Origin of the sequence: Aminobacter sp. Piv2-1, from assembly GCF_037625995.1 — a bacterium.
Taxonomy (GTDB): domain Bacteria; phylum Pseudomonadota; class Alphaproteobacteria; order Rhizobiales; family Rhizobiaceae; genus Aminobacter.
Genome location: NZ_JARKMU010000006.1, coordinates 68,626 through 87,896 on the forward strand (window position 1 = coordinate 68,626; position 19,271 = coordinate 87,896).

Genomic DNA, 19,271 nt, shown 5'->3' on the forward strand with positions numbered 1-19,271 from the left:
GAATTTATGTTCATGACAGCGCCAGGACAAACGCGTCGAACTGCAATGATTTGAGCGCCACAAAGTGCTGGAACGGCATGGCGGCGCAAAGGGCGCCAGACGTCGGTGCGACAGCGCCGGTGCCGCTGGCTGTCGCGAAGGCTCCGAGCGCGCGCAGCGGCCCCCTGTGACATTGGGACACTGGCCAGGTTGATCGTCCAGCCAGTGCCATGCCGTTTGCCGACAGCTATTCTTCCCGGATCGCGTAGCCGGCGCCGCGGATGGTGCGGATCACGTCCGGCATGCGGCCGTTGTTGACGGCCTTGCGCAGGCGCCCGACATGCACGTCGACGGTGCGCTCGTCGATGTAGATCGTCTCGCCCCAGACGTTGTCGAGCAGCTGGCTGCGCGAGAACACGCGGCCGGGATGACGCATCATGAATTCGAGCAGGCGGAACTCCGTCGGCCCGAGCTTGATCTCGCTCTTCTTGCGATAGACCCGGTGCGACTCGCGGTCGAGCACGATGTCGCCGACCTTGAGCACCGAAGACAGCACCTCGGGCTTGGCGCGGCGCAGCAGCGCCTTCACCCGCGCCATGAACTCCGGGGTCGAAAATGGCTTCACCAGGTAGTCGTCGGCGCCGGTGGAAAGCCCGCGCACCCGGTCGCTTTCCTCGCCGCGGGCCGTCAGCATGATGATCGGCAGCCGTTCGGTCTCGGGGCGCATCCTCAGCCTGCGGCAGAGCTCGATGCCGGAAAGTGCCGGCACCATCCAGTCGAGCACCAAAAGGTCCGGCACGTTTTCCTGCAGCCGCAGTTCGGCCTCGTCGCCGCGCGTCACCACTTCCACCTGGTAGCCCTCGGCCTCGAGGTTGTAGCGCAGCAGCACGCCAAGGGGCTCTTCGTCCTCGACGACCATGACCTTGGGAGCGATCATCGCCTGTACCTTGTCCTGGCGCACGGCCCGGTTCGGACCATGCGCTGATTTAACCTGTGCAGCGCCCCCGCGCCAAACGCATGCGGTTGCGGAAGATGTCAGGCCGACATGGGCGACGTGGTTTCGTCGACCTTCGGCCGATTGAGCGGCAGCTGCGTGCCGGTGACCACGAAATAGGCGTTCTCGGCGATGTTGGTGACATGGTCGCCGATGCGCTCGAGGTTCTTGGCGCAGAACAGGAGATGCGTGCAGGCGGTGATGTTGCGCGGATCCTCCATCATGTAGGTCAGGAGTTCGCGGAACACGGCCGTGTACTGCACGTCGACCTTCTGGTCGTCCGCGCGCAGGTTCTTGAGGCCTTCGGCATCGCGCGCGACATAGAGGTCGACCACGCCGCGCACCTGGCTGAGCACCAGCTGCGCCATGGCGTCGATCGAGTGCGACAGATTGCGCGGCATCGCCGACTGGCCGACGGCGCCCACCCGCTTGGCGATGTTCTTGGCGAGATCGCCGATGCGCTCGAGGTCGCCCGCCATGCGGATCGCGCCGACCACGGCGCGCAGGTCCTGCGCCATCGGCTGGCGCTTGGCGATCAGCGTGATCGCGCTGTTGTCGAGATCGCGCTGCCTGGCGTCCATGATGGTGTCGTCGGCAATGACGTTCTGCGCCAGCGGCTGGTCCGACGTCAGCAGCGCGCGGATGGCATTCGCCACCATCGTGGCCGACAGGTCGCCCATGTCGCGGATGACCTGGTCGACGTGCTGGAGTTCCTCGTCGAAGGACCGGACTGTGTGCTCGCCCATGATCGTATCCTCGTCTTTGTGATCGGAGCGGCGTTCACTCAGCCGAAGCGGCCGGTGATGTAGTCCTGCGTCCGCTTGTCGTCGGGGTTGGTGAACATCTTGTCGGTCGGGCCTTCCTCGACCAGGTAGCCGAGATGGAACATCGCGGTCCGCTGCGACACGCGCGCCGCCTGCTGCATCGAGTGGGTGACGATGACGATGGTGAAGTTCTCGCGCAGCTCGTCGATCAGTTCCTCGACCTTGGCGGTGGCGATCGGATCGAGCGCCGAGCAGGGCTCGTCCATGAGGATCACTTCGGGCGACACCGCGATGGCGCGGGCGATGCACAAGCGCTGCTGCTGGCCGCCGGAAAGGCCGGTGCCGGCTTCGTGCAGGCGGTCCTTGACCTCGTTCCACAGCGCCGCTCGCTGCAGGCTCTTCTCGACGATCTGGTCGAGATCGGCCTTGGACTTGGCGAGACCATGGATGCGCGGGCCGTAGGCTACGTTCTCGTAGATCGACTTCGGGAACGGATTCGGCTTCTGGAACACCATGCCGACGCGGGCGCGCAGCTCGACGACGTCGATCTTGGGATCGTAGATGTCCTCGCTGTCGAGGGTGATCTTGCCGCCGACGCGGGCGCTGTCGATGGTGTCGTTCATGCGGTTGAGGCAGCGCAGGAAGGTCGACTTGCCGCAGCCCGACGGCCCGATCAGCGCGGTGACCTGGTTCTCGCGCACGTCCAGGTCGACGCCGAAGAGCGCCTGCTTCTCGCCATAGTGCACGGTCACCTTGTCGCCGCGCATCTTGATGAGTTCGTTGGGTCTGTTCATCTCGGCGTTCACCGCGTTTTCGAGGGTTTTCTCGCTCATGATGTTCATAGAGGGGTGCTCCTTGTCCACGCCTACCAGCGCCGCTCGAAACGCCGCCTGAGAACGATGGCGACGATGTTCATGGCCATGAGGAAGACCAGCAGGATGATGATGGCGCCCGACATGCGCTCGACGAAGGCGCGTTCGGCCTCGTTCGCCCACATGTAGATCTGTACCGGCAGCGCCGTCGCCGGGTCGAAGGGAGTCTTCGGATAGTCGGCCACGAAGGCCACCATGCCGATGAGCAGCAGCGGCGCCGTCTCGCCCAGCGCGCGCGCCAGGCCGATGATGGTGCCGGTAAGGATGCCCGGCGCGGCCAGCGGCAGCACGTGCTGGAACACCATCTGCATCTTCGAGGCGCCGAGGCCGAGCGCGGCCGAGCGGATCGACGGCGGCACCGCGGCAAGGGCCGCGCGGGTGGCGATGATGATCGTCGGCAGCGTCATCAGCGTCAGCACCAGGCCGCCGACGAAGGAGGCCGAGCGCGGCAGGCCAAGGAAATTGATGAACACGGCGAGGCCGAGCAGGCCGAAGACGATCGACGGCACTGCGGCGAGGTTGTTTATGTTAACCTCGATCAGGTCGGTGAAGCGGTTCTTCTTGGCGAATTCCTCGAGGTAGATCGAGGCGGCGACGCCGATGGGCAAGGCGAGCAGCAGCACGATGCCCATCATGAAGAACGAGCCGATGATGGCAACGCCCAGGCCCGAGCTTTCGGGACGGCTGGAGGCGCCGAAGCTGAACAGGCCCGTGTTGAAATGCTCGCTCATGGCGCCTTCGGCCTTGAGCTTGTTCATCCACTCGACCTGCTGGTCCGAAACCTTGCGGCGGCTCTCCGGCACGCTGAGGTCGATCTGGCCCTTGTAGGCCGAGTCCATGTTCGCCGCGGCGAGGATGTCGACGTTGCGCGTGGTGCCGATCACCGAGGGGTCGGCAGCCACGATGGCGCGGAGCTGCACCCGCGAGCCCTCGGACAGGAAGCCCTTGAGCTTGCGCACCGTGGCGCGGTCCTTCGGGTCGATGCCAAGCTTTTCGATCAGCGCGTTCTCGGCGAGCTTCGGATAGTTGGCCGTGATCAGCACGTCCGGATCGGTGGCCCGCTTGTTGTCGGGGTCGATGATCTTCGCGTCGAAGCTGATCGGCAGCGTCACCGTCGTCTGCCAGAAGGCGGTGTACCCCTTGGTCACGATCGAGGTCAGCATGATCGCCAGGAACGCCAGGCCGACGGCGATCGCCAGCACGCCATAGAGGCGGAACCGGCGTTCGGCGGCGTAGCGCTTCCTGAGGCCGATGTCGCGGCGCGCGGGCGCGGTCGAACTGGTCAGCGTATCGAGCGAAATATCGGTCATTCGTACTGCTCCCGGTACTTCCGGACGATGTAGAGCGCGACGATGTTCATCACCAAGGTCAGCGCGAACAGCGTGATGCCGAGCGCGAAGGCGACGAGCGTCTGCGGGGTGTTGAACTCGAGGTCGCCCGTCAGTTGGTTGACGATCTTGACGGTGATGGTCGTCATCGCCTCGAACGGGTTGAGCGTCAGGTTGGCCGCCACACCGGCCGCCAGCACCACGATCATCGTCTCGCCGATGGCGCGCGAGGCGGTGAGCAGGATGGCGCCGACGATGCCCGGCAGCGCGGCCGGCAGGACGACGCGCTTGATCGTTTCGGAGCGCGTGGCGCCGAGGCCCAGCGAGCCGTCGCGCAGGGCGCGCGGCACCGCCGTGATGATGTCGTCGGAGAGCGACGAAACGACCGGGATCAGCATGACGCCCATCACCAGGCCGGCGGTCAGGATCGACTGCGCCTGGATGAACGGCGTGCCGCCGGCAAGGGCAGCGCTGATGTCGCGCAGGAACGGTCCCAGCGTCACCAGTGCGAAGATGCCGTAGACGATGGTCGGGATGCCGGCGAGCAGCTCCAGCGCCGGCTTGACCAGCGCGCGCACCCTGGGGGCGGCGTATTCGGACATGTAGACGGCCGACATCAGGCCGATCGGCACGGCGACCAGCAGCGCCACGAAGGCGATGTAGAGCGTGCCCGCGAGAAGCGGGATCAGGCCGAACTGGCCCTCCGCGCCACCGGAGCCGGCGGCGGCGAAGCGCGGATCCCAGACCGTGCCGAAGAAGAAGCTCATCGGCGGCACCTTCTCGAAGAAGGCGATGGTCTGGAACAGCATCGACAGCACGATGCCGATGGTGGTCACGATGGCGATGGTGGACGCGCCGACCAGGCCCCAGAGCATGATCTTTTCGACGTTGTTGCGGGCCCGGGTGCGCGGGCTGATCCTGCTCAGCCCGTAGACCGAGCCGACCAGCGCCAGGCCGATGGAGACGATCGCGGAGATCAGGCTCAGCCGGTCGGAGGTGCGGTTGGCCTCGACCGCGATCGGGATCATGTAGTCCTGCGTGTCGGGCGCCAGTGCGACGCCCTTGGCCGAAAGCATCGGCTGCAGTTCGGCGAAGGTCGAGGGCAGCGCCGCCCGCTCCTTGTCGTCGAGGCGGCCGAGCCCGTTGGCGAGGCTCTTCACCAGCCCGGCGGCCAGGTCCTCATGCGCCACCGTGCCGTCGGCGACGTCGGCGGGAAGCGCGGAATGGACGAAACTGTTGAGATAGGCGTTGGCGCCCACGCCCCAGGAAGCGAGGAAGATCACCGCCGGCACGACGCCCGTCAGGAACGCCCACCAGCCGTGATAGTGCGGCCGCGAATGCGCCTTGACCGTTCCGTCGTCCTGCGCGACCGCCCGCTGCCGCCCGATCACGAACGCAGCCAGGCCTATGGCAAGCACGATGGCGAAAACGATCAGGAAGGACATGGGCCAGCCTCGGTGAATTCAGATCGCTATGCCGAACGGGACAGCCGGCAGAATATTCCACGGGGCGCCGATTTTTTCCGGCGCCCCGCGGCAGTTCATTACATCGTCTTGCCGGCGCCGAAGGCTTCACGCTGGGCAGCGCGCTCTGCGTCCGGAGCGGCAACCAGGCCGTAGTCGGCGAGCGGGCTTTCCGGGCCGACCATCTGGTCGTCGAGGAAGAACTCGACATACTCCTTCAGGCCGGGGATCACGCCGAGATGCGCCTTCTTGACGTAGAAGAACAGCGGACGCGACACCGGATACTCGCCCTTGGCGATGGTCTCGACCGAAGGCGTGATGCCGCCGACGGTGGCGACCTTCAGCTTGTCGGCGTTGTTTTCGTAGAAGGCCAGGCCGAACACGCCGACGCCGGTCTTGTTCGAGTCGATGCGGGCCAGCGTCTCGGAATAGTCGCCGTCGATGTCGACGGCCTTGCCGTCCTTGCGGACCGCCTTGCAGGCGGCCTCGGCGGCCTTGTCGTCGAGGCCCGAAGCCTTGCCGGCTTCGACGCCGCCGAGCTTCTTGCAGCCGGCGACCAGCAGCTTCTCCTCGAACACTTCACGGGTGCCGTGCTTCTCGCCCGGGATGTAGGCGGCGATGTCCCAGTCGGGCAGGTTCGGGTTGACCTGGTTCCACTTGGTGTTGGTGTTGTCGACCAGCTTGCCGTCGACGACGATCTTGGCGGCCAGCGCCTTGTAGACGTCTTCCGGCGTCAGCGCCCAGTCCGGGCCGCTCACGTCGGTCGCGAAGACGATGCCGTCATAGCCGATCTTCACTTCCTGGATGTCCTTGACGCCGGCGTCCTGGCAGGACTTGACCTCGTCCTTCTTCATCGGCCGCGACGAGTTGGCGATGTCGATGGTGTCCTCGCCCACGCCCTTGCAGAATTCCTTGATGCCGGCGCCTGAACCGCCGGACTCGACCACCGGGGTCTTGAACTTGGTGAAGGTCTCGCCGAACTGCTCGGCAACAATCTTGGCATAGGGCAGAACGGTCGATGAACCGGCGATCTGGACCTGGTCGCGAGCCGAGGCGTAGCCTACCGAGGCGGCGAACGCGAGGGCCGCAGCCGACGCGGTGAGAAGAGCTTTTTTCATGGGGCCTGCTCCTGTTGGAGTATCTCGTTCGACGCCTTCCTTCGGCGCCCGGTGAGCCAATAGCCCCCCTCTATTACAGTTAGATGACAGTTATGTGTCACCCCTGTAACGGTCGCTGTGCATGGCCGCCAAGGCTTTGTGCGGCCGGTCCTTTGCCGGCGCGAGGCAAACTACAGACGGCGCACGAATGCAAGCCGCCTACCTAAAGGCAGGCAGCCGTTTCGCACTGCGTCCCGTCACATTTCCACAGCTTGGGCTCGGCCGGAGCCAAGACCGGCTCACACCGCGCCGCGGCGTTCCTCGTCCTGCCACGACCAGCGCTCGATCTTTTCGAGCAGCGCCCGCGGGCTGATCGGCTTGGGCAGGTAGTCGTCCATGCCGGCTTCGAGGCAGCGTTCCTTGTCGCCCTTCAGCGCGTGCGCCGTCACGCCGATGATCGGCACGCGGACGCCCGTGCCCTGCTCCAGCCTGCGTATCTCGCCTGTCGCCTCGAGCCCGTTCATCTCGGGCATCGACACGTCCATCAGGATGAGGCGGGGCCGGCGCTCGCCATAGGCGGCGACGGCGCGGCGGCCGTTGCCGACGATCTCGAAGCTCAGATTGGTCTCCGCCAGGATCTGGCTGAACACCAGCTGGTTCACCTCGTTGTCCTCGGCGACGAGGATGTCGAGCCCGTCGTCGCCGGCCGGACGCTGTCCACCATGGCGCATGCGCTTCACATTGGCCGCGGGTGCAGCCACTTCCTTCACCGGCAGCGTGGCCGCCGCGGCCTCGACCGGCGTGAACCTCGCCCCCCTGCGGCGCTGGATGGTCGCCACCAGCGCCTCGAGCAGCGCCGAGGAGCGCGCCGGCTTGATCAGCTGCGCGTCGATGGCGAGGTCGTTGTAGCCCGGCCCCGACAGCGACTGGTCGACCGAGGTCAGCATGACGATCGGCGTCTCGGCGAGCCCCGGCATGCGCCGGACGATGCGCGCCATCTCGGCGCCGGTCATGCTCGGCATCTGGTAGTCGAGCACCACGCAATCGACCTTGATGCCGCGCTCATGCGCCGCATTGAGCACCCGCAGGCCCTCGTCGCCGCTGCGCGCCGCGCAGCTGTCGAAGCCCCACGACGCCATCTGCTCGGACAGGATGGTCCGGTTGACGGCGTTGTCGTCGACGATCAGCACCCGCGCCCCGCTGACATCGATGAGCGCCGCCGGACGCGATTCGATCTCGGGCGCATCGGGCAGCACCAAGGAGAACCAGAAGGTCGAGCCGGCGCCCTCGACGCTCTCCACGCCCATCTGCCCGCCCATCATGTCGACCAGCCGCGAGGTGATGGCGAGGCCGAGCCCCGTGCCCTCGTGCCGGCGCGTCGACGAGGAATCAACCTGGCTGAACTTCTCGAACACCAGCTTGAGCTTGCTTTCGGGGATGCCGATGCCGGTGTCGGCGACTGCGATGCGCAGCTTGGTCTGGTCGCCTTCGCCGCTGCCGGTCACGTCCACCAGCACATGGCCGGAATCGGTGAACTTCACCGCATTGCCGATGAGGTTGGTGATGATCTGCCTGATGCGCCCGACATCGCCGACATAGCAATGCCGCAGCTCGGGCTGCATGCGCACGATCAGTTCGAGATCCTTCTCCTTGGCGCGCGTCGACATCAGCGTCGCCACGTCCTCGACCGCTTCCGAGAGGTTGAAGGGCGTGGGGTCGAGCACCAGCTGCCCGGCGTCGATCTTCGAGAAATCGAGGATGTCGTTGATGATGGTGAGCAACGCATTGCCCGACTTGACGATGATGTCGGTGAAGGCGCGCTGCTTAGGGTCGAGGTCGGATTTCGCCAGGAGCTCGGCCATGCCGAGCACGCCATTCATCGGCGTGCGGATCTCGTGGCTCATGTTGGCGAGGAACTCCGACTTGGCGCGGTCGGCAAGCACGGCCCGGCGCTGCGCCTCCTCCAATTCCCGCTCGCGCTGCTTGAGCTCGGTGATGTTGGTGGTCGAGCCGATCAGGTAGAGCGAGCCGTCGGACGCCATCATCGCGCTCTTGCGGGCGAACTGGTGGCGGGTCGAGCCGTCTGGCTGCGTTGCCGTCTCCTCGATCTCGAGGGTGGAGCCTGTCCGCATCACCTTGCGGTCGGCCTCCATGAAAGCCTCGCCCTCGGGGCCAAAGATCTCGGCATCCGTCCTGCCGATCGCCTCTTCCTTGGAATGGCCGGTGAGCTCGCACCATCCCTGGTTGACATACATGAGCCTGAGGTCGTCGCGCTTGGCGTAGATCGACACCGGCACGTTGTCGATCAGGCTGCGGAACACCTCGTTCTCGCGCATGCTGTCCTGCAGCGCGCGTTCGCGCTGCTTGAGCTCGGTGATGTCGACGCGGACGCCGATGAAGGTTCCGTCCGCCAGCCTCTGGTCGAAGATCTGGTACCAGCGGCCGTCCGGGTTGCGCCTTTCGCGCACCGTCTGCGTGGCATGGTAGCGGCCCGCCATGCCTTCGACCCAGGCTTTCGGGTCGGCGTCGTAGAGGCCGTCCAGCGCCGCATCGCCGGTGTCGCGGTAATAGCCGTGGCGCTGCGCCAGAATCAGGCTCTCGCGCAGCGAGCTGCCCTCCACCATGGCCGGGGCCAATGCCGGCAGCGCCTGCTTCAGCTTCCGGTTGGCGAGCACGAAACGGTCGTCGCGGTCGTAGATGACGACGCCGGCCGGCAGCGATTCCAACACCTCGGCCAACCGCCGCCGCGCCTCATCGGCTTCCATCTCGCGACGCTTCATCTCGCTGACGTCGTAGTAGGAAACAAGGCGCTTGCCGCCGGAAAGCGCTGTCACCGAATAGATCATCGTGTAGCCGTCGGCGCGGCGGAATTCGCGTGGCGTCACGTCGCCGGCGCGGATCTCGTCCTCGCGACGGGCGACATAGGCCTCCCATTCGCCGTCGGCGATGTCGTAGACGCCGTTATGGCGGTTGATGTCCATCAGCGCGCGGAAGCGGCAGCCCAGGGCAACCTGTTCTTGGGTCACCTTCCAGATGCCGTAGAATGCCCGGTTGATGAACTGCACATTGAGGTCGCCGTCGACCAGCACGACGCCCATCGTCATGGATTCGATGGTGCGCTCGAGGTCGGCATGAGGCAAGTTCACCTCATGGCCGTCCGCTGCAACGGGCCGGCCGTTCGTTCCCGTCGGGCCGCCGGCCCGCTCGTCCGCCGGCACGTCGCCGTCCGGCCCAAGGTCTTTCCGCATCCCCGTCTGCCCTGCATGCAAGGGCGGGCGCGCTCCTCCGCACACCGCCGCGGCAACCATGCCGCAGAAGCACTAACGATCGATTAACCTTAATTTGGACCGTAAGCCGGCTTATCGCCGTCAGTCGTCGTTGGCGGCGTTGAGTTCCTCGGGCCTCATTCCGCCATTGGGCTCCTTGACGATCAGCGAGGCGGCCATGATCAGCCGGCGCGACTTCAGCAGCGGCGAGATCGAGGCCTGCACGTCTGGCATGCGCGGATTGCGCTCGTGGGCGGCGACCGCCGCCTCGTCGACATAGAGCTCGTTGACCATCACCTTGTTGGCGATCGGCGTGCCGTCGCGCTCCACCGGCTTGATCACCTCGAAACGCAGGCAGCCCGGCTCCTCCTGCAGCGTCGCCCGCGCATGTTCCGAGATCAGGTCGATGAACTGTTCTTCGGCCCCGTCCAGCGTCTCGAACTCGACGATGATGGTCATTTCAGACAAGCGCGGTTCCCTTCTGCTCGAACCGGCGGTCGATCCGCCCGTTGGGTGCGCAGCCTCGCCCTGCGCCTCGGGATGAGGCTATGACAAGGCGGAATGAATGAAAAGGCTGGAAGGTCTCGCAACGCACCGGCGGGCTGAAGGGTTGTGCACCCGCCGGGCGTTGCCGAAGACGCGCACTCGATACACTGCGCAAAGGGATGGTGCGGGAGCGATGGTGAACGATCAGTGAAGAGGCGCCGCGGAATTGGATTTTTCCCGTCTCCGGCGATGGAACCATGGCCCGGCTGCGGAGTTCACCTCAGGCGCAGCCGAGCGCGGTCTTTATTCCTTTCAGCCGTGCTCGCCAGGGCCTGTCGCCTGCCCCGCGGCAGGCCCTGAACGCGGAAATGCTGGGTTTCCAACAATTGAATACAACCCAGGGTGACTCGACATCCGAGCGGTTGTGGAGCAATCTTCGCCTGAAAATAGAAAAGCGGCACCATGCAACCGTCGCGATTGGGAGGCAGGTCGATGCAATCGGCTATGGCCCGCGTTGTCCTTGAAACGGGCGGCCTGACAATCCCGGCTCATCTCGATACATGCGTAACGGCTATGGCGACGTCGCCCGATCGGAGGATCGGCGCCGCGGCGTAGGACGCCTGGTCTCCGAGACGACGCGCAATTGCGCGCGCGGTGCAGCCTTCTATTGATACGTGCAGGCGCATACCGAAAGGCGAATAACCAGGTAACCCCTTGGGAGAAGACTATGGAGCACGTACTTTTCACCCGGCCTAACTCCCCGATTTATCCCGCTGACCTCAACCTCATCCAGCGCGTGTTCGACCAGATCTGCATCGACCGCGGCGAGGACCCGAGTTCCGTGTGGGCAACCGAAATTGCCAGGACATTGATCTCCCTCTATCGGTCCGGTGTGCGCGACGAAGGCATGCTCCTGGCCAGCGTGCCGCGCTTCAGGGCGAAGACTGCGGCCTGATCCTTTCCATCCACCAATCAAGGCATGACAGCCGGAGGCGACCGTCTCCGGCTGTCATTGCCTGCGACCTGCATTCCGGCAGCACGGTCCGTTTCCCGCAGGCCAGCTGCTGCCGGCACCCGAGTTCTTGCCGCCAAGTCCCCGATAATTGTCGTGCACGTCGCGTCGCCGGGATGGACGATCTCCCCCGCAGGACCGACAATGCCGCACGTCAGTCCACGGGAATCACCGGCAAGGCCGGCAGGGGCGACAGATGGATCGGCTCGCAACGATGGTCGTCGCGATCATCGCCGCTCTTGCCGCCGGAGCGCCGGCCGAGGGCGCCGAGCACCGCGGCCGGGCGCTGCTCGTCTCCCCCGGTCAGCACGGCCTGGCAGCGCTGTACGGGCACTGGCCGCGGATCGCAGCCGACTATGCCACCGCGATGATGCGCTATCGGACGGCGGCGGAGTACGAGGGCCTCGAGCCACGGGCCTATCCCTTCATCCTCGTCGACCGGCCGCCCTATGGCGGCCCTTGGACCTGGACCGCGTCCAACGGCTCGCACATCCGCCGCCTGCGCGACGGGTCATTGCGGATCAGCCTCACCGATCGTCTCGGCAACTGGTTCGTCGAGATTTTCTGCACGGATGCCGGCTGGCCGGTCTTCTCCTGCAGCGACGGCGTCGACCGCGTTGCCGCGGCACCCGATCCCGGCCTGCTGATGGTCGACGGCCTCGAATTTTCGAGAAAGCTCCCGGCAAGCGAACCCTGAACCGGGGGCCGAGCCGTGCTAGACCAGCCCCGCCGCCTCAGGCGGCGGGGCTGGTCTCAAGTCAGTGGGTGTAGAGATAGGCGGAGGTCAGCACCACGGCCACCAGCACCAGTATGACGATCCACCCCTTGAGGGCTTCCTTGTTTCCGGAGGCAGCGACCTTGGCCTGGCCGGTTTGATTGTTGCTCATGATAATCCCTTGTCGGGCAAAAGGTCTGGAGACGGCCGCGCGGCCCGGTTCGAGGCATGATGCGGTCGAACGCTGGCGGCGGCGAAGCTGTCGATGAAAAAAGCTTGTTCCCTTGAGCATTTGGCAGCCAGACGGGATCGTCCGGCGTCGCACAGATGCAGCTAGGAGGAACAGCTAGGGCGGCGGGATTGCATCCGTCGGAGTGCCCGCCGCTCTAGACCTCGGCCGGCGGGGCTCGCGCCGAAAAGGCGACAAAGCCGGTGTTGGGCACCGTTCCGTCGCGCGGCGGCGCAACTGCCAGCCACGCTAGCCGCAGCGCGTTGCTCCATGCCACTGCTGCGTAGAGCGCCTTGCCGCCGTTTCCGGTGGCCTTGGGCTCCTGCTGCGGCCCGGAGTTGCGAATGGCACTGAGGTCGCGATCCGGATTGGCCAGGATCGGCAGCGCATCGCCGTCCGAGAGGCCTGCCTGCTGCCCGATCGGCACGGCCGTGGACAGCGGCGAAGGCGCGAGGCTCGGCAGCAGCACCAGCGCCCAGAAAAGCAGCGCCGTCAGCGCGCGCATCAACAAGGCCGCCCGCCAGTCGCGAGCGCCGGATGCGTCGGCGTGGGTGTCCTGCGGTCGGATCGTGTGGGGCCCCGTTGCGCCGTCCTTTTCGCATCTGGAGCGGCCGTGTTCAACCGCCCGCGTTTGGATCCGGCAGCGGATGCCGCGAGGGCTCCATAGCTCAAAGGAACTAGACCGCCATCGCGATAGCGCCGGGTGATGGTCTCTGGCACCATGCGTGCGTGATCCTGGGGATCGCAAGCCAGCGCTTTCGAAGGGCGCCGCAACTCCCGAAACAGGTGCTGGCAATGGCGGATCCGGTCGTGGGTGCAACCCCCCGCGACCGGCCGTTGTGTTTCTGGCCGGCGCATTCGACACGGACTCGTGCTGCACTCGCCCCACCACAAGCGATGGGACCGGAAAAAATCTAAATGAATTCGGGAAGTTGGTACGCCCAAGGGGAATCGAACCCCTGTTTGCGCCGTGAGAGGGCGCCGTCCTGACCGCTAGACGATGGGCGCAGCCGAGAGCCGCGATATAGTCGGGCGTTTCCGAAAAAGCAACAGCCCCGCCGCGGTTATTTGCAGCCGCGCACAATTCAACGTTTTGGCTCGATGAGATCCCACAGGTTGCCGTAGAGATCGGCGAAGACGGCGACGGTGCCGTAGCCCTCGCGGCGCGGCGCTTCCCGGAACGTCACGCCCCTTTCGGTCATCAGCGCATGGTCGCGGGCAAAGTCGTCGGTTTCGAGAAACAGGAAGACGCGGCCGCCGGTCTGGTTGCCGATGCTCGCCGCCTGCCTGTCGCCATCCGCCTTGGCGAGCAGCAGCCGCGCGCCCTGCCCTTCGCCCGGTTCGACCGTCACCCAGCGCTTGCCATGGCCAAGATCGACGTCCTCGACGAGCCTGAAGCCGAGCTTTTCGATGTACCAGGCGATCGCCTCGTCATAGTCGGCGACGACCACCGCGACGGTGGCGACGCGCCGGCCCGAGGCGGGGAAGTCGCTCACTGCGCCTTGACGGCGAACTGGCCGATGATCCGGCGTTCGGCCATGTCGTAGACGAAGATGGTGCGGCTGCCGTCGGCGAGCTCCGCGTCGAGCGAGAGGCGGCCGCCCGAGATCGCCTGCGACACGATCCTGGCGCCCGCGGGCAGGACGATGTCGCCGGTCAGCGGTCCGCCGGCCGGCGTCGGGATGTCGCCGCCGATCACAGGCGTCGCCGTCGCGGTCGTGCGCGATTTGTAGACAAGCGCGCCGGCGACGGCCATAACGGCCACCAGCAGCAGCCCGATATTGATGACGGCAAAGCGGACGAGCTTCCTGCGCACGCGCTCCACTGCGGGATCGAGCGGCTTTTCGTCTTCTTCGTCGTGATATGGGCCGGCCATGGGCAAAACATCCGGAATATTTGCAATGAGCGCATCAGATAGCGAAGAGGCAGGCACATTGATAGTGCTGACGGCCGACTCCGATGCCGCAGGCCAGCGCCTCGACCAGTGGCTGGCGGCGCGGCTCGCCCCCGACCTGTCGCGCAGCCGCGTCCAGGCGCTGATCAGGCAGGGCGCGGTGCGTATCGCCGGCAGGACGGTGGACGAAGCCAAGCGCAAGCTCGCGCCAGGCGACGAGATCGCCGTCGAGATGCCCGAGCCCGAGCCCGCCGAACCGCACGGCGAGAACATCCCCCTCGCCATCCTGTTCGAGGACGACGAGCTGATCGTCATCGACAAGCCCGCCGGCCTCGTCGTCCATCCCGGCGCCGGCAACTGGAGCGGCACGCTGGTCAACGCGCTGATCCACCATTGCGGCGCAAGCCTCTCCGGCATCGGCGGCGTCAGGCGTCCCGGCATCGTCCACCGCCTCGACAAGGAGACGAGCGGCGTCATGGTCGTCGCCAAGACCGACCGCGCCCACAAGTCCCTGTCCGAGGCCTTCGCCGACCACGGCCGTACCGGCGACCTCGAGCGCGCCTATTCGGCGCTCGTCTGGGGTATCCTGCCGCGCATGACCGGCACGATCGCCGCCCCGCTCGGCCGCCACGCCGACCGCGTCCGCCGCGCCGTCGTCCCCGAGCACCGCGACGATGCCCGCCACGCCGTCACCCACTACGCCGTCGAGGAGCGCTTCGGCGGGGATCAGGCCGAGTTCACCACCGCCAGCCTGGTCGAGTGCCGGTTGGAGACCGGCCGCACCCACCAGATCCGCGTGCACATGGCCCATATCGGCCACCCGGTCGTCGGCGACCCCGACTATGGCCAGGCCTTCCGCACCAAGTCGAACCGCCTGCCCGAGCCACTGCGGTCCGCCGTCAAGGCCTTCCCGCGCCAGGCCCTGCATGCCCGTCTCCTTGCATTCCGCCACCCGGCCACCCATCTGTTGATGCGGTTCGAGGCCCCGCTGCCTCGCGACATGGGGGAGCTGGTCGAGGGCTTTCGGAATCTCTGAAGGCACGATCAGGAAAGTTGACTCGCATTGTTCACTTTGGCGTGACACACTGTTTCGCGTTGAACAAAAGCTGTCTTTTCCGGTTTTGTTCCTGTATAGAACCCTTGGCGCGATAGGCGTTCGGCAGTCGCGCCACCTGCTCGCCTGGATCAGGGAGCAATTCTCGCAGAGAGGGAGGGCGCTTTATGGCCCAGTCACTACCCAGTATCGTTTCCGGTGAAGGCGGCCTCAGCCGCTACCTGGAAGAAATCCGCCGCTTTCCGATGCTTCAGCCGCAGGAAGAGTACATGCTCGCCAAGCGGTACAACGAGCATGAAGACACCACTGCCGCGCACAAGCTCGTCACCAGCCACCTGCGCCTCGTGGCCAAGATCGCCATGGGCTACCGCGGCTATGGCCTGCCCATCGGCGAGGTGATCTCGGAAGGCAATGTCGGCCTCATGCAGGCCGTCAAGAAGTTCGAGCCGGAGCGCGGCTTCCGGCTGGCCACCTATGCCATGTGGTGGATCAAGGCCTCGATCCAGGAGTACATCCTGCGCTCGTGGAGCCTGGTCAAGATGGGCACCACCGCCAACCAGAAGCGCCTGTTCTTCAACCTGCGCAAGGTCAAGGGCAAGATCCAGGCGCTCGACGACGGCGACCTCAAGCCAGACCAGATCGCCGAGATCGCCACCCGGCTCAACGTCTCCGAGGAAGAGGTGGTGTCGATGAACCGCCGCCTCTCGGGCGACGCCTCTCTCAACGCGCCGATCCGCGCCACCGAGGGCGAGTCCGGCGAGTGGCAGGACTGGCTGGTCGACGACCACGACAGCCAGGAAGAGATGCTGATCGAGCAGGACGAGCTCGAAAACCGTCGCGGCATGCTGGCGAGCGCCATGTCGGTGCTCAACGACCGCGAAAAGCGCATCTTCGAGGCCCGTCGCCTCGCCGAGGAGCCGCTGACGCTCGAGGAACTGTCGGCCGAGTTCGACATCAGCCGCGAGCGCGTCCGCCAGATCGAGGTCCGCGCCTTCGAGAAGGTGCAGGACGCGGTCAAGGCCGCCGCCAAGAAGCAGGCCCAGGCGCTCAGGACGATCGACGCCTGACACGGCCCCGACAGGAAACAAAAAACGCGCCGGCTTGGCGGCGCGTTTTGCATTTCGGCCCCACCGCCGGATGCCGGCAGCCTCTGTCCCTGCGGCGTCAGTGCCGCGCAACGTCCACTGCCGCGCCGGCTCAGGCCTTGCTCGTCAGCTTCACCGCCAGGTCTTCCATGCGCTGGGCCAGCGCGCCGAGCGCCCCGATCAGCGCGGAATCGTTCTTGTCGGCCTTGATCAGCGCGTCGTCGCGCGTCTTGCGCAGCGTCAGCACCTCGGTCTCCATGCCCTTGACGCGCTTCTGCAGTTCGTTGAGCTCGTCCATCACCATGATGCCGGCCATCACGGTCAGCCGCTGGTCGCCGATCTCGCCGAACGAATCCTTGAGATGCATGACATAGCGGTCGAACCGGCTGGCGAGATCGATCAGGTGATCTTCCTGCCCTTCGTCGCAGGCCATGCGGTATTGCTTGCCGTCGATGGTGACCGTGACTTGCGCCATCTCCACCCTACCTGTCCAGAACGGCGCGGATCGTCTCCATCGCCGTCACCAGTCGCCGCGAGACTTCCTTGTTGGCCTCTTCGAGCCGCTCGGCCCTGGCTTCGGAATTGTCGAGTTCCTGCGCCAGCCGCGCGCGGTCGGCATTCATGCGCTGGACCTCGGCCTCGGCCTCGCCGTAGTCCTGCTCTTGCTCCAGGCGCGCGCCGACGGCGCCTTCCAGCGCGTCGATTGCCCTTCCGAGCCGGCCAATGACTTCCTTGAGTGTCGTTTCCCCGGTCATGGTTCCCGTATGGACCCTCGCCCATCACCGAATCGCGCACGTTTCAGAACGCGTTATGACTGAAACATTAGGCACCGGTTGAACGGGGCGTCAACAAAGCTGTTTGGCCTTTCCCCCGCTAACGATCTTTGCCCGGCGATCGGAACGCGGCGAAGGCGTGACCTGGCGCCGCAATAAGGGGGCGAAAACGCACCGATTTGTTGACTCAAGCCCTGTGCCTGCTATGTGTCGCCCACCTTCGAGGGGCCCCCGCCGCCCCATTTTTTACGGGTTATGGGAGAGACGATGTCCTCGCGCGACAAACACGACCGGATGGCCAACGCGATCCGCTTTCTTTCGATGGATGCGGTCGAGAAGGCCAACTCCGGCCATCCCGGCCTGCCGATGGGCGCCGCCGACATCGCGACCGTGCTCTACACCCGCTTCCTGAAGTACGATCCGGCCAACCCGCACTGGCACGACCGTGACCGCTTCGTGCTCTCCGCCGGCCACGGCTCGATGCTGCTCTACTCGCTGCTCTACCTGTCGGGCTACGAGGACATGACGCTCGACGAGCTCAAGCGCTTCCGCCAGCTCGGCTCGAAGACCGCCGGCCACCCCGAATACGGCCACGCCTCCGGCATCGAGACGACCACCGGCCCGCTCGGCCAGGGTCTCGCCAACGCCGTCGGCATGGCGCTCGCCGAGCGCATCATGAATGCCCAGTTCGGCGACGCGCTCGTCGACCACTACACCTACGTGCTCGCCGGCGACGGCTGCCTCATGGAAGGCATCTCGCAGGAAGCGCTGTCCTTTGCCGGCCACCTCAAGCTCAACCGGCTGATCGTTTTCTGGGATCACAACAACATCTCCATCGACGGCCCGATTTCGCTGGCCGACTCGACCGACCAGCTCGCCCGCTTCGCCGCATCCGGCTGGAACACGCTCGCCATCGACGGACATGACCCCGAGGCGATCGCCGGCGCCATCGAGGCGGCCAAGCGTTCCGACCGCCCGACGCTGATCGCCGCCAAGACCACCATCGGCTTCGGCGCGCCGTCCAAGGCCGGCACCAACAAGGTCCACGGCTCGCCGCTCGGCGCCGCCGAGATCGAAGCCACCCGCAAGGCGCTCGGCTGGGAGTACCCGGCATTCGAGGTGCCGTCCGACATCCTCGACGCCTGGCGCCTGGCGGGCCTCAACTCGGCCAGGAAGCGCAAGGAATGGGAAGGCCGTCTCGCCGAGGCTGGCACCGATATCCGCGCCGAGTTCGAGCGCCGCATGCGCGGCGACCTGCCGGCCGGCTTCGATGCCGCGATCGCCGAGTACAAGAAGAAGCTCGCCGCCGAGAAGCCGAAGGTCGCCACCCGCAAGTCGTCGGAAATGGCGCTTGAGGTCATCAACGGCGTGGTGCCCGAGACCATCGGCGGCTCGGCCGACCTCACCGGCTCGAACAACACCAAGACAAGCCAGACCAAGCCGATCTCGGCCGGCGACTACGGCCAGCGCTTCGTCCACTACGGCATCCGCGAGCACGGCATGGCCGCGGCCATGAACGGCATGGCGCTGCATGGCGGCGTCATCCCCTACTCCGGCACCTTCCTGACCTTCTCCGACTATGCCCGCCCGGCGATGCGCCTGGCCTCGCTGATGGGCATCCGCGTCGGCTTCGTCATGACCCACGACTCGATCGGTCTCGGCGAGGACGGCCCGACCCACCAGCCGGTCGAGCACCTCGCCGCGCTGCGCGCCATCCCCAACCACATCGTCTTCCGCCCGGCAGACGCGACCGAGGCCGCCGAATGCTGGCAGCTGACGCTCGAATCGGCGAAGACGCCTTCGACGCTGGCGCTCACCCGCCAGAACCTGCCGGCGGTGCGCACCGAGTTCGTCGAGGAGAACCTCTGCGGCTACGGCGCCTATGAGCTCGCCACCGCCGACGGCGAAGCCCAGGTCACCATCTTCGCCACCGGCTCGGAAGTCGAGATCGCGCTCGAGGCCCGCAAGCAGCTTCAGGCCGCCGGCCACCCGACCCGCGTCGTCTCGGTTCCCGCCTTCGAGCTGTTCGAGAGGCAGAGCCCCGAGTACCGCAAGGCGATGATCGGCAACGCCAAGGTCAAGGTCGCGATCGAAGCCGGCATCCGCATGGGCTGGGACAGCTTCATCGGCACCGACGGCATCTTCATCGGCATGCACGGCTTCGGCGCCAGCGCCCCGATCGAAGACCTCTACAAGCATTTCGGCATCACCGCCGAGGCCGCCGTCGAGGCGGCCAAGGCCCGGCTTCAGGCTTAAGACG

Annotated in this window: 19 protein-coding genes and 1 tRNA gene; 5 read left to right on the forward strand and 15 right to left on the reverse strand. The window is 66.0% G+C overall.

Translation table 11 applies throughout. From position 1 onward, the window contains the following. Positions 1–226: 226 nt before the first annotated feature. The 8 genes from phoB to AmiPiv_RS12615 form a co-directional block, all read right to left on the reverse strand. Complete coding sequence (gene phoB, locus AmiPiv_RS12580) at positions 227–916, reverse strand: phosphate regulon transcriptional regulator PhoB (protein ID WP_340038101.1); 690 nt, start codon at positions 914–916, stop codon at positions 227–229. A gap of 98 nt (positions 917–1,014) precedes the next feature. Continuing rightward, complete coding sequence (gene phoU, locus AmiPiv_RS12585; protein ID WP_340037811.1) at positions 1,015–1,719, reverse strand: phosphate signaling complex protein PhoU; 705 nt, start codon at positions 1,717–1,719, stop codon at positions 1,015–1,017. 38 nt (positions 1,720–1,757) lie between these two features. Continuing rightward, a complete protein-coding gene (pstB, locus tag AmiPiv_RS12590) occupies positions 1,758–2,579 on the reverse strand; it encodes a phosphate ABC transporter ATP-binding protein PstB (protein ID WP_340037812.1) in 822 nt (273 codons plus the stop codon). A gap of 23 nt (positions 2,580–2,602) precedes the next feature. Further along, a complete protein-coding gene (gene pstA, locus AmiPiv_RS12595) occupies positions 2,603–3,919 on the reverse strand; it encodes a phosphate ABC transporter permease PstA (protein ID WP_340037813.1) in 1,317 nt (438 codons plus the stop codon). Further along, positions 3,916–5,382, reverse strand: coding sequence for a phosphate ABC transporter permease subunit PstC (gene pstC / locus AmiPiv_RS12600; protein WP_340037814.1), 1,467 nt, complete (start codon positions 5,380–5,382; stop codon positions 3,916–3,918). The genes pstA and pstC overlap by 4 nt, the downstream gene beginning before the upstream one ends. A gap of 98 nt (positions 5,383–5,480) precedes the next feature. Further along, complete coding sequence (locus AmiPiv_RS12605; protein WP_340037815.1) at positions 5,481–6,518, reverse strand: PstS family phosphate ABC transporter substrate-binding protein; 1,038 nt, start codon at positions 6,516–6,518, stop codon at positions 5,481–5,483. A 278-nt stretch (positions 6,519–6,796) separates the two neighbouring features. Next, complete coding sequence (locus tag AmiPiv_RS12610; protein WP_340037816.1) at positions 6,797–9,745, reverse strand: response regulator; 2,949 nt, start codon at positions 9,743–9,745, stop codon at positions 6,797–6,799. Between the two features lie 120 nt (positions 9,746–9,865). Beyond that, complete coding sequence (locus tag AmiPiv_RS12615) at positions 9,866–10,222, reverse strand: putative quinol monooxygenase (RefSeq protein WP_340038102.1); 357 nt, start codon at positions 10,220–10,222, stop codon at positions 9,866–9,868. Positions 10,223–10,976: 754 nt separating this feature from the next. Here AmiPiv_RS12615 and AmiPiv_RS12620 point away from each other — a divergent pair. Further along, complete coding sequence (locus AmiPiv_RS12620) at positions 10,977–11,204, forward strand: hypothetical protein (RefSeq protein ID WP_340037817.1); 228 nt, start codon at positions 10,977–10,979, stop codon at positions 11,202–11,204. A 253-nt stretch (positions 11,205–11,457) separates the two neighbouring features. Further along, the gene (locus AmiPiv_RS12625; protein WP_340037818.1) at positions 11,458–11,958 is read left to right on the forward strand and encodes a hypothetical protein; all 501 of its coding nucleotides are present in this window, start codon (positions 11,458–11,460) and stop codon (positions 11,956–11,958) included. Positions 11,959–12,019: 61 nt separating this feature from the next. On the opposite strand, the gene AmiPiv_RS12630 is transcribed toward AmiPiv_RS12625, so the two are convergent. The 5 genes from AmiPiv_RS12630 to AmiPiv_RS12650 form a co-directional block, all read right to left on the reverse strand. Further along, the gene (locus tag AmiPiv_RS12630; protein ID WP_340037819.1) at positions 12,020–12,148 is read right to left on the reverse strand and encodes a hypothetical protein; all 129 of its coding nucleotides are present in this window, start codon (positions 12,146–12,148) and stop codon (positions 12,020–12,022) included. A 214-nt stretch (positions 12,149–12,362) separates the two neighbouring features. Further along, positions 12,363–12,710 (reverse strand): hypothetical protein, encoded by a 348-nt coding sequence (locus AmiPiv_RS12635; protein WP_340037820.1) that lies wholly within the window; start codon positions 12,708–12,710, stop codon positions 12,363–12,365. Positions 12,711–13,138: 428 nt separating this feature from the next. Beyond that, positions 13,139–13,213, reverse strand: a tRNA-Glu gene (locus AmiPiv_RS12640). A 77-nt stretch (positions 13,214–13,290) separates the two neighbouring features. Beyond that, the gene (locus tag AmiPiv_RS12645; RefSeq protein ID WP_340037821.1) at positions 13,291–13,701 is read right to left on the reverse strand and encodes a VOC family protein; all 411 of its coding nucleotides are present in this window, start codon (positions 13,699–13,701) and stop codon (positions 13,291–13,293) included. After that, positions 13,698–14,081, reverse strand: a complete 384-nt coding sequence (locus AmiPiv_RS12650; RefSeq protein WP_340037822.1) for a fimbrial protein — start codon at positions 14,079–14,081, stop codon at positions 13,698–13,700. Before AmiPiv_RS12650 ends, AmiPiv_RS12645 begins: the two co-directional genes overlap by 4 nt. Before the next feature lie 25 nt (positions 14,082–14,106). Here AmiPiv_RS12650 and AmiPiv_RS12655 point away from each other — a divergent pair, with 25 nt between their 5' ends. Together AmiPiv_RS12655 and rpoH are read left to right on the forward strand one after the other, a co-directional pair. Then, positions 14,107–15,135, forward strand: coding sequence for an RluA family pseudouridine synthase (locus AmiPiv_RS12655; RefSeq protein ID WP_340037823.1), 1,029 nt, complete (start codon positions 14,107–14,109; stop codon positions 15,133–15,135). Positions 15,136–15,320: 185 nt separating this feature from the next. Then, on the forward strand, positions 15,321–16,220 hold the full coding sequence (gene rpoH, locus AmiPiv_RS12660) for an RNA polymerase sigma factor RpoH (protein WP_340037824.1): 900 nt from the start codon (positions 15,321–15,323) through the stop codon (positions 16,218–16,220). A 130-nt stretch (positions 16,221–16,350) separates the two neighbouring features. Here rpoH and AmiPiv_RS12665 read toward each other — a convergent pair whose 3' ends face one another. Both AmiPiv_RS12665 and AmiPiv_RS12670 read right to left on the reverse strand, forming a co-directional pair. Further along, entirely contained in the window at positions 16,351–16,713 is a 363-nt protein-coding gene (locus AmiPiv_RS12665; protein WP_340037825.1) for a cell division protein ZapA, read from the reverse strand. Positions 16,714–16,720: 7 nt separating this feature from the next. Continuing rightward, the gene (locus AmiPiv_RS12670; protein ID WP_340037826.1) at positions 16,721–16,993 is read right to left on the reverse strand and encodes a DUF4164 domain-containing protein; all 273 of its coding nucleotides are present in this window, start codon (positions 16,991–16,993) and stop codon (positions 16,721–16,723) included. A gap of 285 nt (positions 16,994–17,278) precedes the next feature. On the opposite strand from AmiPiv_RS12670, the gene tkt reads away from it, so the two are divergent. After that, positions 17,279–19,267 (forward strand): transketolase, encoded by a 1,989-nt coding sequence (gene tkt, locus AmiPiv_RS12675; RefSeq protein WP_340037827.1) that lies wholly within the window; start codon positions 17,279–17,281, stop codon positions 19,265–19,267. Positions 19,268–19,271: the final 4 nt, after the last annotated feature.

Coding starts and splice junctions, on each gene's coding strand:
- phoB (WP_340038101.1), bottom strand. CDS start 916: ATGATCGCTCCCAAGGTCATGGTCGTCGAGGACGAAGAGCCCCTTGGC.
- phoU (WP_340037811.1), bottom strand. CDS start 1,719: ATGGGCGAGCACACAGTCCGGTCCTTCGACGAGGAACTCCAGCACGTC.
- pstB (WP_340037812.1), bottom strand. CDS start 2,579: ATGAACATCATGAGCGAGAAAACCCTCGAAAACGCGGTGAACGCCGAG.
- pstA (WP_340037813.1), bottom strand. CDS start 3,919: ATGACCGATATTTCGCTCGATACGCTGACCAGTTCGACCGCGCCCGCG.
- pstC (WP_340037814.1), bottom strand. CDS start 5,382: ATGTCCTTCCTGATCGTTTTCGCCATCGTGCTTGCCATAGGCCTGGCT.
- AmiPiv_RS12605 (WP_340037815.1), bottom strand. CDS start 6,518: ATGAAAAAAGCTCTTCTCACCGCGTCGGCTGCGGCCCTCGCGTTCGCC.
- AmiPiv_RS12610 (WP_340037816.1), bottom strand. CDS start 9,745: ATGCGGAAAGACCTTGGGCCGGACGGCGACGTGCCGGCGGACGAGCGG.
- AmiPiv_RS12615 (WP_340038102.1), bottom strand. CDS start 10,222: ATGACCATCATCGTCGAGTTCGAGACGCTGGACGGGGCCGAAGAACAG.
- AmiPiv_RS12620 (WP_340037817.1), top strand. CDS start 10,977: ATGGAGCACGTACTTTTCACCCGGCCTAACTCCCCGATTTATCCCGCT.
- AmiPiv_RS12625 (WP_340037818.1), top strand. CDS start 11,458: ATGGATCGGCTCGCAACGATGGTCGTCGCGATCATCGCCGCTCTTGCC.
- AmiPiv_RS12630 (WP_340037819.1), bottom strand. CDS start 12,148: ATGAGCAACAATCAAACCGGCCAGGCCAAGGTCGCTGCCTCCGGAAAC.
- AmiPiv_RS12635 (WP_340037820.1), bottom strand. CDS start 12,710: ATGCGCGCGCTGACGGCGCTGCTTTTCTGGGCGCTGGTGCTGCTGCCG.
- AmiPiv_RS12650 (WP_340037822.1), bottom strand. CDS start 14,081: ATGGCCGGCCCATATCACGACGAAGAAGACGAAAAGCCGCTCGATCCC.
- AmiPiv_RS12655 (WP_340037823.1), top strand. CDS start 14,107: ATGAGCGCATCAGATAGCGAAGAGGCAGGCACATTGATAGTGCTGACG.
- rpoH (WP_340037824.1), top strand. CDS start 15,321: ATGGCCCAGTCACTACCCAGTATCGTTTCCGGTGAAGGCGGCCTCAGC.
- AmiPiv_RS12665 (WP_340037825.1), bottom strand. CDS start 16,713: ATGGCGCAAGTCACGGTCACCATCGACGGCAAGCAATACCGCATGGCC.
- AmiPiv_RS12670 (WP_340037826.1), bottom strand. CDS start 16,993: ATGACCGGGGAAACGACACTCAAGGAAGTCATTGGCCGGCTCGGAAGG.
- tkt (WP_340037827.1), top strand. CDS start 17,279: ATGTCCTCGCGCGACAAACACGACCGGATGGCCAACGCGATCCGCTTT.